Here is a 15,846-nt window from a genome sequence, read left to right as displayed (position 1 = left end):
ATAAATACGTTTTTAATTATTTTAGAACGGCGAGTTAAAATATTGTAAAAAGCGAATTTTAATCGGAATGGAGCAACATCTATTGCGAACAATCTCGTAATTTTAAATTCACTTTAAAAATAAACATATGCCATTTATAAAGAACAATAAAGGAAAGGAATCTGTAGATATCTTTTATGAGGATTATGGTACGGGACAACCGGTAATTCTTATTCACGGTTGGCCCTTAAGTCATAAAGCTTGGGAGCAACAAGTCTGGAAAATTGTAGAAGAGGGGTATCGCTGTATAGCGTATGATAGAAGAGGTTTTGGTGCATCTTCAAAACCTTGGGAAGCTTATGATTATTCTGCTTTGGCTAGTGATTTGAATGCTATTATTGAAGGTTTAAGTTTAGAGAATGCTATTATTGTAGGCTTCTCTATGGGAGGAGGAGAAGTGGTACGCTATCTAACAGATTATGGAGACGATAAAATAGCCAAGGCTGCATTGATAAGTTCTATTATTCCTTTAGTAAAAAAGAAAGAAGATAATCCTGATGGGGTGCCGGAAGATATTTTAGATTGGATTAAAGACGCATTGCAGACTGATAGAGCGGGATTCTTAAAAGAAAAGTTCCTTACAGGATTTTATAATTACGAGGATAACAAGGATAAGGTTAGTGAGGCGCAACTGGATTATGATTTCAGTATAGCTTCACATGCTTCGCCAAGAGCGACTATTCAAGCTGCCTTGGCTTGGATGCACACCGACTTTAGACCTGAATTGAAAAATGTTACGGTACCAACGCTTATTGTTCATGGCGATGCGGATGCAACGGTGCCTCAGGCTACATCTGCGGATCAGGCGGCAAAAGGTATTGCTGAAAATCAATATGAAGTCATTAAAGGAGCACCGCATGGTTTAAACCTTACCCATGCTGATGAGTTGAATAAAATTTTAATTACCTTCTTAAAGAAATAAAGAGAATTAAAAAAAATCAAAAAGCCCAAACCTTTTAAGGTTTGGGCTTTTTTATGCATTGATGTTAGTTATTTTTTTAGTATAGCCATTACTGGAAGATGGTCGGAAATATGTTTGTTATTTTCCATTCGGTCGTCAATATGAATATAGTTCTGAACTTTGAAACCTTGCACAAAAATATAGTCAATACGATGGTCGAGTATTCGAGAGTGGTCAAAACCATTAAAAGTTCCAGTGGGGCCATAGAATGTAGATAATGAAGCTTCTCGTCCATCTATCATTTCTTTTTTTAGAAATTGAATCGGTTTAGTTTCTGGTGCTAAATTTAGGTCTCCCGTAAGAACAACCGGAATTGCATCGCTATTAATTTCTTTAATCTTCTCTATTATTAGCGCAGCTGATTTTTCACGAGCTTCCGTTCCTATATGGTCAAAATGGGTGTTAAACACCCAAAGCTTTTCTTTATTCTCTATGTTTTCAAACAGCCCGTACGTGCAAATACGCTCCATGGCAGCATCCCAACCCACACTGATTTTATCCGGCGTAGGTGATAACCAAAAGGTATTTGATTGTAGTACTTTAAACTTTTTGCTATTAAACAGAATAGGGGAGAACTCACCTTTTTTCTTTCCATCGTCTCTACCAACGCCAATGTAGTTGTAATTTTCAAGAGCGTCGTCCAAGTAAGTCAGTTGGTTGAAGACTACTTCTTGCATGCCAATAAACTCGGGGCTGTAGTGTTTTGTCAGTCTTACCATATCCGATTTCCGGTCGTTCCAATTATTGACCGTGTCGTTCACATTGTCATATTTAATATTGTAACTCATGACCTTTAGGTCTTGTGCTTGTGCGATATGCAGGGTTAGAAACAAGATTGAAGCAAGAATAGTTCTGAGAGCCATTTTGATTTGAAAATTAGTTCGAAAGGCAATTTAAGTATTTCACGACTCAATTCTTCGAATGGAAAATTATGAAATCATTATTTCTCAGAAAACTTTCACTTTTGAACAAAGAAAAACCGCCAATAGAAAAGAAGTCTTGTCTATTGGCGGCAAATCAGTTGAGTCGCTAGTATTTAATCCTCCCTACGAGATTTATTGGAATTATTACGATTTCGGTTTCCCGAATTTCGGTTACTTGAATTTCCCGAGTTGTTGTTTCTGTTCCTATTTCTATTGCGATTCCTGTTTCTATTATTGTTTCTGGAATTGTTGGAATTAGGTCTTTGCCGCGGTTTATTTTCTTCTGCAGATGCTTCACCTTCATCACCATCTACAAACGGATGCTCTGGCATACGAGGTACTTGTTGTTTAATGAGCTTTTCAATATCCTTCAAATAAGCGCGCTCTTCCTTATCGCAAAAAGATAATGCAATACCACTGGCACTGGCACGGCCTGTTCTCCCGATACGGTGTACATATGTTTCTGGTACATTTGGCAAATCGTAATTTACAACAAGAGAGAGTTCCTCTACGTCAATTCCCCTTGCTGCAATATCGGTCGCAATCAAAACACGGAGTTTTCCGTCCTTAAATTCGCCTAATGCTTTCTGTCTGGCAGTTTGCGACTTATTACCGTGTATGGCCGCGGATTTAATATCGGCCTGGGCTAATTTCTTTACAATTTTATTTGCGCCATGTTTGGTACGTGAAAACACCAAAACGGAATCCGTAGGACGCTCATTGATAAGGTGGACCAGTAATTTTGGTTTGTTAGGTTTCGTAACGAAATAAACCCCTTGTTCAACTTTTTCGGCCGTAGCCTGTTGAGGTTTAATGGTTACCCTTTCAAAATCACCCAATAACGTTTTTGAAAGTTCAACAATACTGGAAGGCATGGTAGCCGAAAAGAAAAGTGATTGTCTTTGTTTGGGCAGCTTCGCAATAATTTTCTTGATATCGTGAATAAAACCCATATCCAGCATTTGGTCGGCTTCGTCTAAAACCACAAATTCAATATCCCGCAAAGAGATAATGTTCTGGTTCATTAAATCCAACAACCTTCCTGGTGTTGCAATTAAGGCATCAACTCCATTACGCAATGCGTTTACTTGTCGTTGCTGTTTAACGCCACCAAAAATCACCGTGTTCTTAATACGGGTATGTTTGCTGTAAGCTGTAAAGTTATCGGCAATTTGAATGGCAAGTTCTCGAGTAGGGGTTACAATCAGCGTGCGTATGCGGCGCTTACCTCTAGTCTGCTCTTGATCCGTATGTAAATGATGAATAATAGGAATGCTGAAAGCCGCCGTTTTACCGGTTCCTGTTTGAGCAACTCCTAATAAGTCTTTTTTGTTAAGTAAAATGGGAATGGCTTGTTCCTGAATGGGGGTGGGATTTGTATATCCTTGTTCCTCAATAGCTTTGAGTATAGGCAAAGCAATACCTAAATCTTTAAATGTCATGTATTTTTAATATGCTGCAAAGATACGTCTAATGTTTGGATAACCACATAAGTAGGGGCTATAGCCCCGCAATCGCAGCCTCGGCACAACGCTCGCCATCCATAGCCGCAGAAACAATTCCACCGGCATAACCACCGCCTTCTCCACATGGAAAAAGACCTTCAATTTCCGGATGTTCCAGTTTTTCGGTTCTGGGGATGTTTACCGGTGAAGAAGTGCGGGATTCTACGCCTACGATATTCGCTTCGGCGGTGTAGTAACCTTTCATTTTATCGCCAAAAGCTTTAAAACCCTGACGTAGCCTTCCACCAATTAGCTTCGGTAATAGCGAATGCAAGGGAGCGGAATTCAACCCGGGTTGGTAGGAGGTAGGATTGAGGTCGGCTGAGAGCTTGCCTTCCACAAAATCCGTTAAACGTTGCGCTGGTGCGGTCTGGGTTCTTCCGCCTGAGGTAAAAGCCAATCGCTCTAAATCCTTTTGGTATTCCAATCCTTTTAAAACTCCAAAACGTTCGTATTTGTATAAGTCTTCATCGGCGTTGATTTCTACTACAATTCCAGAATTGGCAAACTTATTATTTCGTTTGGAAGGTGACATGCCGTTTACGACCACTTCACCAGGTGCAGTGGCTGCGGGAACGATAAAGCCACCCGGACACATACAAAATGAATACACACCTCTATTTTTTACTTGTTGGACCAAGCTATAGGCAGCTGCCGGAAGCAATTCGTTTCGCTCTCCCGAACAATGGTATTGAATGGAGTCTATAATATGTTGCGGATGTTCTACCCGAACGCCCATGGCAAAAGATTTTGCTTTTAGGCTGATTTTTTTGTCGTTCAATAAATAGTAAATATCACGTGCTGAATGTCCTGTAGCGAGAATTACCCTGTTCGCCTTCATTTCATTGCCGTTCTGCAATTGAAGGCTTTCAATCTTATTGTTTTTTACAGTAAAATTCGTCAGGCGCGTATTAAAGTGAACCTCGCCACCATGCTCAATAATTGTTTCCCGAATGTTTTGAACAATCTTAGGCAGCTTGTTTGTACCAATATGAGGGTGCGCGTCTACCAGAATTTCTTCCGTGGCGCCATGATGCACCAAACTTTCAAAAATACGGCGCACATCGCCTCTTTTTAAGCTTCGGGTGTATAGTTTACCATCGGAATAGGTTCCCGCACCGCCTTCGCCAAAACAATAGTTGGAATCTTCGTTTACGGTATGGTCTTGGTTAATGGCCTTTAAATCTCGTCTTCTATTTTGAACATTATTGCCACGCTCTAGAACAATTGGTTTAAACCCTAATTCCAGACAGCGCAATGCGGCCCACATTCCTGCAGGGCCGAAACCGACGATGTGGACTTCCTTCGCTTTTGAAACATCTTGGTATTTAAAAACGTAGTCGGCCTTTTTAGAAGGTTCTTCGTTGATGTAGACCTCCATTTTGTAATTGAAGTAAATAGCAGGTTTACGGGCGTCAATGGACTTTCTCAACACCTTAATAGTGATGTTGTTTTCGTCTTCGCTTAAATATTTAGCTGTTTTTTTTAAGAGGATGTTGGGTTGACTTTCCTCTTTTAGCGATACCCGTAACTGAATTCTTCTGACCATGGTGCAAAGCTACTGCGCTTTACGGTATAAAAAAATGCATCCCGAAAATTGTGGGATGCATTTTAAAAACTGATTTGGGTATCGTTAAGCTAGAACCGAACTTTTTTCACGGCATTCCCTGGCGGCTGCTACCATTTCTATAAGCGCCTCCCTGGTTTCTGGCCAATGTCTGGTTTTTAATCCACAATCCGGATTGATCCAAAGTTGCTCCACAGGAATCTGTTTGGCGGCTTTTTCCATTAAAGCGACCATTTCTGCTCTTTCTGGAACTCGTGGCGAGTGAATGTCATAAACACCTGGTCCAATTTCATTAGGGTATTTAAACGTTGCGAAAACGTCTAACAGTTCCATCTGGGACCGTGAGCATTCAATGGTGATAACATCGGCATCCATATCGGCAATGTTGGAAATAATATCATTGAATTCAGAATAGCACATGTGGGTATGAATCTGAGTTTCATCTTTTACTCCACTGGCGGAAATTCTAAAAGCTCTTATGGCCCAGTTCAAATAGGTATCCCACTCTTCTTTGCGTAGCGGAAGTCCTTCGCGAATAGCAGGTTCATCAATTTGTATCACCTGAAGTCCGGCAGCTTCTAGATTTACAACTTCATCTCGTATCGCCAATGCGATTTGGGTGCAGGTTTCTGAACGTGGTTGATCGTTTCGTACAAAGGACCATTGCAGGATAGTTACAGGTCCGGTGAGCATTCCTTTCACCGGTTTTTCCGTCAACGATTGTGCAAAAGCCGACCATTTAACCGTCATTGGAGTATCTCTTGAAACATCACCGAAAATGATGGGAGGTTTTACACATCTGCTGCCGTAACTCTGTACCCAGCCAAAGCTGGTAAAAGCGAATCCGTTTAGCTGTTCGCCAAAGTATTCTACCATGTCGTTTCTTTCGAATTCACCGTGAACCAGGACATCTAGTCCCGTACGTTCTTGGAATTCTATGGTTTCCTTGGTTTCTTTTTCAAGGAGAGCGTTGTATTCATCAATGGACAGATTGCCTTTTTTAAAATTGGCCCTCCAGCTTCGCACATCTTTTGTTTGGGGAAAAGAACCAATGGTTGTGGTTGGGAACAGCGGAAGGTCTAGTGCTTCTTTCTGAAGTTTCTGTCGTGTTGGGAATGTGCTTTCTCTTTGGTCATCTTTGGCAGATAGAGCACCAAGCCGTTGCTTTACTTGTTGATTATGTATTAATGCAGATGTTGCTCTGTTGGCATGCGCTTCACTGTTCTTTTTAAGTTTTTCTAAATTCTCGGAAAGGTTTTCTTTATTGGCCAACTTTTTAAGAGTAGCTACTTCTCCTAGTTTTTGTTTGGCGAAAGCGAGCCATTGCTTGAGTTCTGAGCTTAAGTTTTCTTTGTTAGTCTCCAAATTTAAATCGATTGGGGAGTGTAACAAAGAGCATGAAGGAGCAATAAGAATGCGCTCGGCACCTATAAAATCGATTGCTTTCTGAATCAATTTCAACGATTTTTCATAATCGTTTTTCCAGATATTTCTTCCATCAACTACCCCTAGAGATAAATGCGTGTAACTGTTTAATTTTCCAGATTCTATAATGTCATCTAATTGAGATGAGCAACGTACAAGGTCTAAGTGCAGGGTGTGTACGGGAAGGCTTAAAGCAGTCTCTATATTATCCCCAAAACAATCAAAATAATTGGCTACTGTAATTTTTAAATTCGGAAATTTTGTAGTGAAATAAGCATACGTTTGGTGTACGGCGCGTTGTTCTTTTTCGGTAAGATTAAGGGCTAAATATGGTTCATCCAATTGTACATGTTCCGCATCGATATCTGAGAGTTGTTGAAGTATTTCTTCATATGCAGGGAGCAACCGTTCTAGTAAGTCTATCCTGTGGAAATCCTCTTCTTTCTCTTTTCCAAGCAGAAGAAAAGAAACAGGGCCTATTAATACCGGTTTGGTTTTGATACCTAGCTCTAAAGCTTCTTTATATTCATTTACAATTTTATCCGAAGAAACATTAAATGTTTGGTTTTTAGTGAATTCCGGCACAATGTAATGGTAGTTGGTGTCAAACCATTTGGTCATTTCCATTGCTGTAATATCTACGCCTTCCTTTTGAATGCCTCTCGCCATGGCAAAATATAAATCGTGGCTAGAGAAAGCAGGGTTGTTGGTCAAGGCGGAATAACGTTCAGGGATACATCCCAGGGTTACGGATAAGTCCAATACCTGGTCGTAAAGGGAAAAATCATTACTGGGAATAAGGTCAATACCTTGTTCTTTTTGTAATAACCAATTTTCTTTCCGAATAGATTTTGCCGTATCTAATAGGGATTCAACGTTTATTTTGCCCGACCAGTACTGCTCTAGGGTTTTTTTCAATTCTCTTTTACTTCCAATTCTGGGATAGCCAAGGTTGGTAGTTTTCATGCTGTGTTTTTTGAATTAATATCTATGCAAAGCTATTGTAAAGGTTGTTTTATCCATAGTAAGGATATTAATTAAGAGTATTTAACTGAAAATTGGTATTTTTAAAGTTTTAATACAAAGTGAATGCTCTTTGGTGGGTGTTTTAAAGATGATTTATCTATGGAAAATTTAGATTTGACCGATTTAGAGTTGTTAAAGCAACTTCAAAAAAACTCGAATATTACTACAAAAGAGTTGGCAGCCACAGTTAATTTATCACCCACTCCGGTTTATGAAAGAGTCCGGAAACTGGAAAAAGAGGGGTATATTAAAAGATATTCGGCTTTGTTGGACGCCGAAAAAATGGGACTTGAGCTCATTGTTTTTTGCGACATCACCTTAAAACAACATACAAAAGATATTGGAAATCAATTTGTTAAAGATATTTGTGCGGTGGATGAGGTAACGGAATGCTACAATATATCCGGTGATTATGACTTTAGGTTAAAGGTCTTGGTACGGGACATGAAGCATTATCAAGACTTTGTAATCAATACTTTGGGAGCGGTGAATAATATAGGTAGTGCGCACAGCACTTTTGTTATCGGAACTATAAAACAGAGTTACGGCGTTCCGTTTTAGTGGTTGATGGATACAGTTTAGGACGGTTTATTTACAATTGGGTAGTATTGATTTTAAATATGGCGCTTTGTAAGGCATCTTTGTGTCAGTAAGAAGGGTAATACAAGTCTTTTTCGAAAACAGAAAAAATGGAAGGTAACAGAATTTTAAAAGACCTCTTTTGGGGTTTTATCATAGGAAACTTGGTCTTCTTTGGGTTTATCTCCTATAGCTATTTTTTAAATGAGCAGCACTTTGAATTGATTTATGAAGATATCTGGCGGGAGTATTTTACGAACATTGTGTTTTCAATACTCTTGTACTTTGTTAATATGTCTTGGCTGTATTTTCTTCTGAAAAAATTTCAAAGAAACATATATACTTTCAAGCGCATGGCTCTGGCAATTTTGGGTAATGTGGTAGTTACCTGCTTGGGCGTCTTTGTGGCTATTTCTGTGGTTTTGGTGGCACTTTATAATGTGCCAATTGAAGAGACTTTGGCATATCATACCACAATTAATTATGTACGTTCCATACTTATTTCGCTAGGTGTTTCTTTAGTTTTTTATGCTATCTTTTATTATAGGTATCGGCAGGAAAATAAAGTTAAAGAGCAGAAAATAATAGCCAATACGGCATCGGCAAAATTTGATGCTTTAAAGAATCAATTAGACCCTCACTTCTTGTTCAATAGTCTAAATGTGTTGTCTAGTCTAATTGAAGAAGACCCGTATCAAGCGCAGAAGTTTACGTCTTCCTTATCAAAGGTTTATCGTTATGTACTTGAACAAAAGAGTAAAGATTTAATAGGGCTTGATGAAGAGCTCCAATTTGCTAAAACCTACGTAAGGTTGTTAACTATGCGGTTTGAAAATAGTTTGGTTTTTGATATCCCGGAAGCAGCTTTAAATCCGGAGTCTAAGATTGTTCCTTTGTCGCTTCAGTTGCTTCTTGAAAACGCTGTAAAGCATAATGTGGTGGCTTCAGGAAAGCCGTTGCATTTAAAAGTTTATGAAGAGGCGGGGGAGTTGGTGGTGGTTAATAACCTTCAAGAGAAACAAGTGGTAAAGAAGAGTAGTGGTGTTGGTTTGCGTAATATTCGGGAACGCTATGCGCTTCTGACAGATAGAAGAGTTCAAATAGATAAAACGGCTTCCGAGTTCGTTGTAAGGTTACCTATACTTTTAAAACAAATTTCAACTATGGAAATACAACATGAATATATTGAGGATAAACGCTATAAGAAAGCAAAAGAACGGGTGGAGGCTATTAAGGGGTTTTATGGTAATTTGCTGGCATACTGTATTGTAATTCCTTGTCTAGCTTTTTTGAACTATAAAACTACAAGCTTTCCATGGGTTATTTTCCCTATTTTAGGTTGGGGCTTCGGGATTGCAATGCATGCTATGGAAGCTTTTGGGACTAATCCGCTTTGGGGGAAACGATGGGAGGAGAAAAAGATGCAAGAGTATATGGATGATGAGAACTTCTAAGTACGGTTTTGGGTAGTCGGTTGTAGTTTTGAATTGAGGTCTACGATTCAGCTGTAAAAAATTACAGTTCAGAAAGTAACATTTAGAAAATAGAACCCTTTTAATGAAATTTGACCTGTAATCAATAACTAATAAAGTAGTATAATTATGGAGCAAGAAAGCAAATATATCAGAGCGAAAGAAAGAGTTGAGAATGAGAAAAAGTTCTATAGTGGGTTAATTTCTTATGTGGTAACCATAAGCTTCTTGGCGGCTATTAACTATTATACGAATCACTTTGCGTACGCTTGGTTTTTGTGGGCTGCATTTGGTTGGGGAATAGGTATTATAGTTAGTGCTATAAAGACTTTTGGGTTTAATCCGCTTTTTGGCCGTGATTGGGAACAGCGAAAAATAAAGCAGTTTATGCAAGAAGATGAGGGGAGAGCCAAATGGCAATAACCTTTGTGTACGTTAGGTTTTAATAAAAAAGATAAAGAAATGGAAACATCAGGATTAGATAGAAGAAGTAAGCAGGTAAGGGCCAAGAAAAAAATAGAGCGGTTAAAAGGGTTTTACATTCACTTGGCAGTTTTTATAATAGTGAATATTATGGTTATTTCCGGGTCGGTTGTGGGGCATATGAACAATGGGGATAGTTTTGTGGAGGCGTTCTTTAATTTTGGGACCTTTTCAACTTTTATTTTTTGGGGAATAGGTGTGCTGTTTCATGGGACTAAAGTGTTTTCGTATAACCCGTTCTTTAGTAAGGCTTGGGAGGAACGTCAAATTCAAAAGTATATGGATTCGGACAGGGAAAACATGAAAAAATTCATGTAGCTTATCAACCATCAACCATCAACCATCAACCATCAACCATCAACCAACCTAGAGTATGAAAACCATAATTATAGAGGACGAGAAGCCTTCGGCAAGGCGCTTATCACGTTTATTATCAAATTTGGACGTAGAAGTGTCGGAAATGTTGCATTCTGTAGAAGAGGCGGTAGAATGGTTTTTGAACAATCCGCATCCAGACCTTATTTTTCTCGACATTCAGCTTTCAGATGGACTTTCGTTTGAGATTTTCGACGCTGTAGAGGTGAAAAGTGCCATAATTTTCACGACTGCTTTTGATGAGTATGCTTTGCAAGCTTTTAAGTTAAATAGTATTGATTATCTATTAAAGCCGATTGATGACGAAGAACTGGAAGCTGCGGTAAATAAATATCGGTCATTTAAGCCCGAGAAGCAAAACATGACCCTCAATTTTGACGATATTAAAAACCTTTTGGTTAACCCGTTGGAACGTGAGTATAAAAAACGATTTACCGCTAGAGTGGGGCAGCATCTAAAAATTATAAATGCAGATGAAGTAGAAAGTTTCTATAGTGAGAATAAGGGGACGTATGCGGCAACTTCGGATGGTAGAAATTACCTTTTAGATACGACTTTAGAAAACCTCGAAACGGAGCTGGAGCCACAAACTTTCTTTCGGGTAAGTCGCAAATTTTATATCAACATAAATCATATAAAAGATATCGTTTCGTACACTAATTCAAGGCTTCAAATCAAGCTAAATCATTTTAATGAGCAAGAAATAATTGTAAGTAGAGATCGTGTAAGAGACTTTAAGTTATGGTTAGAGTAAGGTTGTTTATTTAATTGACTTTACACTTATTAATTGGCACTATAGATTTTTCTTATAATGCTTATTTTAGTTAAAAACCTATTATTTTTCTATTCGGTTCTCATCAAAAGAGGAAGGAAGTAATTTTGGAATCAATTTTATGAAAATAGGCAGAAGAACCGCTCCACCAGGAAGAATGAAAATAGCTAATGAAGGGATGCTTTTAAAAATATCTATTAGTTGATTTTGCACCTTTTTCTTCTCTTCCGGAGTAAGGTCTTTTAAAGTGGATTTTGAAATGAGATAGACGAGTTCTTTACTTTCTGCAAGTTCTTTTTGTAGTCGTTTGCTATTTCTTAAAATTAGTTTATTTACCATTTTGGACATGTTATCATAAAACTGAATAGCTAAATTCGTGTCCTTTAAAAATGGAATTGTTTTGGAATTTTTAAGGAAGAATGCCTGAACATTTTCAAGAGAATCCTTAATGTAATCCGAGTGCAGTCCTAGGTCCTTTCCCAGTCCAAAAATGAATTCGGATTCTTGGTATTCCAAAGACTTATCTTCCCACACCGCCAGACATGCAACATCTAAAAAATATCTGTTTTCCATTTCTGACCGGTTCTCAAGTAGTTGTTGCCGATAAGAACCGTCAAAATCCTGAGCGTCACTTTCAATAAAGGTTAATGAAGAACCAAACAACAGCGCTAGGCGTTCATCATTTTTATTCTTTTCTTTAGAGCTCAGTGCATGGTAGGTGATATTTATAGTTAAATACTCTAGTAGTTGAGCTTGTTCTTTTATGTCTTTAGGGTCGTTCAGATAACATTTAAAGAGTAGTACATCTATAAATAATAAGGAGTTGGTAATGACGCTATTGAACGTCTTATTAATGAGTGTATCTCCTAATGATACTCTGGTTTCAATTAGTTTTTCTAGTTGCGCCGATGTTTTTGAGCCTGTGAGGATTTTGCTTAAGAGTGAAAAATGAGCTAGTTCCAGCACTTTGTAGAATTCAAATATCTTCTCTAGAAAAGTTACGAATTCATGGTCATTTGTCTCAAGAGTATATGTGCCATATAATGCATGAAGCAAATTTATTTTTGCCTTCTCATCTTCAGATAGTTTGTACTCGGGAGAAATGAAATCAGGTATCTCCATATTAATACCATATACAAACCCCGTATTACGTAAATCACGGTAATGCGACTTGAAATCGGTGTAAAGGCCCGGCTCTTTTTCTATAAGAGAACCGTATTTGTTAATCCAACCTGAGGCCGAAGGATTCATATAATATTGGTTTTGAAAGTTCAAAATTACGTTAAAAGGAGCAAACCAAAACGTCATTTTCATTAGAATTCTATTAAGAAATCCGTTTTTAAAAAGATTGAAATTTACAAGGTTCATTATTGTCATTTATTTAATAGTCAATAGGTTAAAGATGTTACTATGGGTTGATGTAGTGGTTATATAAGCGAGTGAGGCCTCATATTTTAGTTTAACATTTTTTTAACATTTTAAACCAAACCCTCGGATAAAAGTCCCGTAAGTAGGGGTGAATTAATAATCATTAAAAACTTAAAAATGAAAAAGACAAAACTTTTATTCGGCATGGGAATCCTTGCTGTGGTTGGTGCGGTTTTAGTGGCAGCGGATCATATTGATGCGCCAGGTACTACAGGCAATACTGCGGATATTGCTGATTTCTACGGATTTGAATCTCCATCCAATCCAGAGAACACCGTATTTATAGTAGACTTACAGACGGATGTGCTTCCCGATTTGGCATATGGTCCTTTTGACGAGAATGTATTGACTGAGATTAATATTGATACAAACGATGATTTAATTGAAGATTTGGTAATTCAGGCAATTCCAAGAAAAGATACTATGTATTTCTTTGGTCCTGTTATTCCTGCAGAGACAGGTAAGATGAGTGAAGTAATGGTAGGTTCTCCGTTAGGACAAGTTGCTATATCCGGAGAAAGTGCTTTAACAACAACCACTGAGGATGGTATTTCTCTTTTTGCGGGACCAAGACAAGATGCGTTCTTTTTTGATTTTGGACAGTTTAATAAAGTAATTGGTGGTACCGCTCCAGAAGGATTTTTACCAGAAGGTGAGGCCGTAGATACTTTTGATGGGGCCAATACTATGGCTTTGGTAATAGAAATCCCGAATAGCATTTTGGGCGAAACTACAGCTAAGAACGCTTTAGGTTTAACGGTTTATAAGACTTGGGTAACTACCAATAGAAAACAATAATAACTAATCTAAAAAATACAAAATAATGAAAATACATACTTTAAAATATATGTTCTTATCACTTTGTGCAGCTACTATGTTTGTTGCTTGTGATGATGATGACGCTTTGGAAATGGTAGAGACCACCTGTACTGATGGTATCATGAACGGTACGGAAACTGGTGTAGATTGCGGTGGAACTTCTTGTCAGCCATGTGAAGATGGTGGCGGAGATGCAGATGGAGATGGTGATGATATGATGGTAACTCCTCCTGATTTTTCAGGTACTTATGCTCAGGTAGATTTTATGGGTAGACCAGGAATTAATACAGTATTGAGTATTCCTGATTTTAAGGACCCGTATAACCAAGCTGTACCCTCTACAATTGCTGAATTTTATCAAAAAGATTTTGAAAATAGATTAGAAGGTTTACATGATGTTTATGCTGAGTTATTAGGTCTGAATCCTGAGGATGTAAATTACCAGCCTAATATTTTAGGAGATATTCTAAACGGACCTGAAAAAGATGGTTTTACGGATAACCCTGTGAGTGCTGAGCTGTTGACTACAATTTTGGCTAACGATGTTTTGGAGGTTGCTCCAGATTTGCCAACTACATATTTTAATCCGGGAACTGGTGCTCCAAATTACGAAGGAGCTATTGGTTTAACGGGTAGAACGCTACAAGATGATGTTATTGATGTTTCTCTAATTCTTCTTTTCGGAGGAGGGGACGGTGCACGTTTCAATGGTCAAGAAGTAGAAGGAGTAGGTACATTCCCAAGATTGGTTTCTGATGGTGTGGCTATTACTGCAGAGCCTACAAGTACATTCCCATATTTGGGAGCTCCTGAATAAGGCGCAAGTCTATGAAAAAGAAGGAGTGGGGGAGGATGGATTTCCCGTCCTCCCTTTTTTATCAAATAAAACAAACCGATTTCCAAACTTTAAAATTTTGAAGATGAGATACATTACTATTTGCATTGTGTTATTTTTTCTTTCCTCATGCAAAACAGAATCAGAACACCTATTGACCAATAAGGAGGATTATGATAAATATTTGGCCTCAGAGCCATCTCAAACCACTTCAAAATATTTTGAACTTTGGAATTCCAAGATAAAACCAGATAGTTCTCAGTTAATGAGCTTTGGTATAGTAGGTGGAGAGTACGACCGCTACTTTAAGAGCACTGGTGATATACAATATTTAAAAAAGGCAGAACAAGTCTTAAAAAAAGCGGTAGACATAGCTGCCATTGGTAAGGCAGGTTACTATAGGGCTTTAGCCAGAAATTATATTTCTCAGCACCGTTTTAGAGAAGCGGCGCAACTTGCAGATTCTGCCCGTACAATAAATAGTGGTATTGATCAAACACTAGGGCTTATGTTTGATGTAAATATGGAATTGGGGAACTATGATAAGGCCAAAACATATTTGGATAGCCTTAAAAATATGAATGATTTTGCATATTTGATTCGAGTATCAAAATGGAATGATCACAAAGGTGATTTGGATACTACCATACGTTTTATGGAAAAAGCAAAGAAGAAAGCCGAAGTTGCAAAAAGTGAAAGTTTAAGATTGTGGTCTTACACTAATCTTGCAGACTATTACGGTCATGCCGGAAGAATTAAAGATTCTTATGAGCATTATTTAAAAGCATTAGAACTAGATCCTGGAAACGCCTATGCAAAGAAGGGAATAGCATGGATAGTCTTCTCATACGAAAAGAAAGCAGGAGAGGCCATGCGCATCCTAGATTCTGTCACAAAAAATTATAAAGCTCCAGACTATTATTTGCTTAAAGCTGAAGTGGCGGACTTTATGGGCGATGATTTAAAAAGCCTATCAAATTTTGATACTTATTTTGAAATGGTTCAAAACCCTGCATATGGAGATATGTACAATACGTATAATGTTTCGCTTTATTTAGATAGAACGGATCAGTTTGACAAGGCGTTAAAACTGTCAAGAAAAGAAGTGGGTAATAGGCCAACACCAGAATCATATAGTTTGTTGGCGTATAGTCACTTTAAAAAAGGAGATAAAGAGAAGGCATTAGAAATTGTTCAAGAGTATATTGAGGGGAAAACATTTGAACCAGCTATACTACTCTATGCTGCTGAGATTTATAAGGCTACAGGGCAAATTGAGAAAGCTGAAGCCATTAAAACAGAATTAGCCGAAGCAATTTATGAATTGGGACCTTCCTCGGAAGGGAGTATCGCAAAATTATAGGTAAAGATGTGGTTCAAGTCTTACTGTGTAATGGTCTGATAATGATTTGGGTTTTAGATTAAGTTGTTCTTTAATGAGTCAAAACGTTAGTTTTGGCTCTTTTTTATTAATGGCAAAAACAAATTATTTGTGTTTTTTTTAACTTTAGTGTAGGAAAATCCAAAAGTAATTATTATGTTTATCTTCCAAATAGTACATATGCTATTCTATGTCACTGTAAATGTGGCTAGAATCAAAGAGATTTAACCTAACATAGTCCCCAAAATTAGTATCG

The 15,846-nt window shown here is 37.9% G+C and carries 14 protein-coding genes; 9 read left to right on the top strand and 5 right to left on the bottom strand.

Going from position 1 to position 15,846, the window contains the following annotated elements; translation table 11 throughout:
• Positions 1–127: 127 nt before the first annotated feature.
• Positions 128–961, top strand: coding sequence for an alpha/beta fold hydrolase (locus IWC72_RS19505; protein ID WP_194530945.1), 834 nt, complete (start codon positions 128–130; stop codon positions 959–961).
• A gap of 68 nt (positions 962–1,029) precedes the next feature.
• Here the strand turns inward: IWC72_RS19505 and IWC72_RS19500 are convergent, their stop codons facing one another.
• The 4 genes from IWC72_RS19500 to metE all read right to left on the bottom strand — a co-directional run bounded on the left by IWC72_RS19500 (position 1,030) and on the right by metE (position 7,386).
• Entirely contained in the window at positions 1,030–1,863 is an 834-nt protein-coding gene (locus tag IWC72_RS19500) for an endonuclease/exonuclease/phosphatase family protein (RefSeq protein ID WP_226979642.1), read from the bottom strand.
• A 173-nt stretch (positions 1,864–2,036) separates the two neighbouring features.
• Positions 2,037–3,365, bottom strand: coding sequence for a DEAD/DEAH box helicase (locus IWC72_RS19495; protein ID WP_194530944.1), 1,329 nt, complete (start codon positions 3,363–3,365; stop codon positions 2,037–2,039).
• Between the two features lie 58 nt (positions 3,366–3,423).
• Positions 3,424–4,977 carry an NAD(P)/FAD-dependent oxidoreductase gene (locus IWC72_RS19490; protein WP_194530943.1) on the bottom strand — a complete coding sequence of 518 codons (1,554 nt, stop codon included), beginning with the start codon at positions 4,975–4,977 and terminating at the stop codon, positions 3,424–3,426.
• An 84-nt stretch (positions 4,978–5,061) separates the two neighbouring features.
• Positions 5,062–7,386 (bottom strand): 5-methyltetrahydropteroyltriglutamate--homocysteine S-methyltransferase, encoded by a 2,325-nt coding sequence (gene metE / locus IWC72_RS19485; protein ID WP_194530942.1) that lies wholly within the window; start codon positions 7,384–7,386, stop codon positions 5,062–5,064.
• 159 nt (positions 7,387–7,545) lie between these two features.
• On the opposite strand from metE, the gene IWC72_RS19480 reads away from it, so the two are divergent.
• The 5 genes from IWC72_RS19480 to IWC72_RS19460 all read left to right on the top strand — a co-directional run bounded on the left by IWC72_RS19480 (position 7,546) and on the right by IWC72_RS19460 (position 11,109).
• Positions 7,546–8,007: an Lrp/AsnC family transcriptional regulator gene (locus tag IWC72_RS19480; RefSeq protein ID WP_194530941.1), complete on the top strand. Its 462-nt coding sequence runs from the start codon at positions 7,546–7,548 to the stop codon at positions 8,005–8,007.
• 128 nt (positions 8,008–8,135) lie between these two features.
• Positions 8,136–9,479 (top strand): 2TM domain-containing protein, encoded by a 1,344-nt coding sequence (locus IWC72_RS19475; protein WP_194530940.1) that lies wholly within the window; start codon positions 8,136–8,138, stop codon positions 9,477–9,479.
• 147 nt (positions 9,480–9,626) lie between these two features.
• Positions 9,627–9,920 carry a 2TM domain-containing protein gene (locus IWC72_RS19470; RefSeq protein ID WP_194527835.1) on the top strand — a complete coding sequence of 98 codons (294 nt, stop codon included), beginning with the start codon at positions 9,627–9,629 and terminating at the stop codon, positions 9,918–9,920.
• Positions 9,921–9,959: 39 nt separating this feature from the next.
• Positions 9,960–10,298: a 2TM domain-containing protein gene (locus IWC72_RS19465; RefSeq protein ID WP_194527834.1), complete on the top strand. Its 339-nt coding sequence runs from the start codon at positions 9,960–9,962 to the stop codon at positions 10,296–10,298.
• A 55-nt stretch (positions 10,299–10,353) separates the two neighbouring features.
• Complete coding sequence (locus IWC72_RS19460) at positions 10,354–11,109, top strand: LytR/AlgR family response regulator transcription factor (protein WP_194530939.1); 756 nt, start codon at positions 10,354–10,356, stop codon at positions 11,107–11,109.
• Positions 11,110–11,190: 81 nt separating this feature from the next.
• Here IWC72_RS19460 and IWC72_RS19455 read toward each other — a convergent pair whose 3' ends face one another.
• A complete protein-coding gene (locus IWC72_RS19455; protein WP_317171419.1) occupies positions 11,191–12,441 on the bottom strand; it encodes an LETM1-related biofilm-associated protein in 1,251 nt (416 codons plus the stop codon).
• 231 nt (positions 12,442–12,672) lie between these two features.
• Here IWC72_RS19455 and IWC72_RS19450 point away from each other — a divergent pair, with 231 nt between their 5' ends.
• From IWC72_RS19450 to IWC72_RS19440, 3 genes are all read left to right on the top strand, one after another.
• Positions 12,673–13,353 (top strand): DUF4331 family protein, encoded by a 681-nt coding sequence (locus IWC72_RS19450; RefSeq protein WP_194527832.1) that lies wholly within the window; start codon positions 12,673–12,675, stop codon positions 13,351–13,353.
• 25 nt (positions 13,354–13,378) lie between these two features.
• Positions 13,379–14,191, top strand: coding sequence for a DUF4331 family protein (locus tag IWC72_RS19445; protein WP_226968095.1), 813 nt, complete (start codon positions 13,379–13,381; stop codon positions 14,189–14,191).
• Between the two features lie 103 nt (positions 14,192–14,294).
• Positions 14,295–15,572 (top strand): tetratricopeptide repeat protein, encoded by a 1,278-nt coding sequence (locus IWC72_RS19440; RefSeq protein WP_194527831.1) that lies wholly within the window; start codon positions 14,295–14,297, stop codon positions 15,570–15,572.
• Positions 15,573–15,846 lie beyond the last annotated feature (274 nt).

It is taken from the genome of Zobellia roscoffensis (assembly GCF_015330165.1).
Taxonomy (GTDB): domain Bacteria; phylum Bacteroidota; class Bacteroidia; order Flavobacteriales; family Flavobacteriaceae; genus Zobellia; species Zobellia roscoffensis.
Note: the sequence above shows the minus strand (reverse complement) of the source record. Positions and strands in the feature narration are given on the sequence as shown.

What these genes read in the sequence shown, in the direction of transcription:
- IWC72_RS19470 (WP_194527835.1), top strand. Translation starts at nt 9,627, where the DNA reads ATGGAGCAAGAAAGCAAATATATCAGAGCGAAAGAAAGAGTTGAGAAT.
- IWC72_RS19500 (WP_226979642.1), bottom strand. Translation starts at nt 1,863, where the DNA reads ATGGCTCTCAGAACTATTCTTGCTTCAATCTTGTTTCTAACCCTGCAT.
- IWC72_RS19455 (WP_317171419.1), bottom strand. Translation starts at nt 12,441, where the DNA reads ATGAAAATGACGTTTTGGTTTGCTCCTTTTAACGTAATTTTGAACTTT.
- IWC72_RS19450 (WP_194527832.1), top strand. Translation starts at nt 12,673, where the DNA reads ATGAAAAAGACAAAACTTTTATTCGGCATGGGAATCCTTGCTGTGGTT.
- IWC72_RS19445 (WP_226968095.1), top strand. Translation starts at nt 13,379, where the DNA reads ATGAAAATACATACTTTAAAATATATGTTCTTATCACTTTGTGCAGCT.
- IWC72_RS19495 (WP_194530944.1), bottom strand. Translation starts at nt 3,365, where the DNA reads ATGACATTTAAAGATTTAGGTATTGCTTTGCCTATACTCAAAGCTATT.
- IWC72_RS19475 (WP_194530940.1), top strand. Translation starts at nt 8,136, where the DNA reads ATGGAAGGTAACAGAATTTTAAAAGACCTCTTTTGGGGTTTTATCATA.
- IWC72_RS19440 (WP_194527831.1), top strand. Translation starts at nt 14,295, where the DNA reads ATGAGATACATTACTATTTGCATTGTGTTATTTTTTCTTTCCTCATGC.
- IWC72_RS19480 (WP_194530941.1), top strand. Translation starts at nt 7,546, where the DNA reads ATGGAAAATTTAGATTTGACCGATTTAGAGTTGTTAAAGCAACTTCAA.
- IWC72_RS19460 (WP_194530939.1), top strand. Translation starts at nt 10,354, where the DNA reads ATGAAAACCATAATTATAGAGGACGAGAAGCCTTCGGCAAGGCGCTTA.
- IWC72_RS19505 (WP_194530945.1), top strand. Translation starts at nt 128, where the DNA reads ATGCCATTTATAAAGAACAATAAAGGAAAGGAATCTGTAGATATCTTT.
- metE (WP_194530942.1), bottom strand. Translation starts at nt 7,386, where the DNA reads ATGAAAACTACCAACCTTGGCTATCCCAGAATTGGAAGTAAAAGAGAA.
- IWC72_RS19465 (WP_194527834.1), top strand. Translation starts at nt 9,960, where the DNA reads ATGGAAACATCAGGATTAGATAGAAGAAGTAAGCAGGTAAGGGCCAAG.
- IWC72_RS19490 (WP_194530943.1), bottom strand. Translation starts at nt 4,977, where the DNA reads ATGGTCAGAAGAATTCAGTTACGGGTATCGCTAAAAGAGGAAAGTCAA.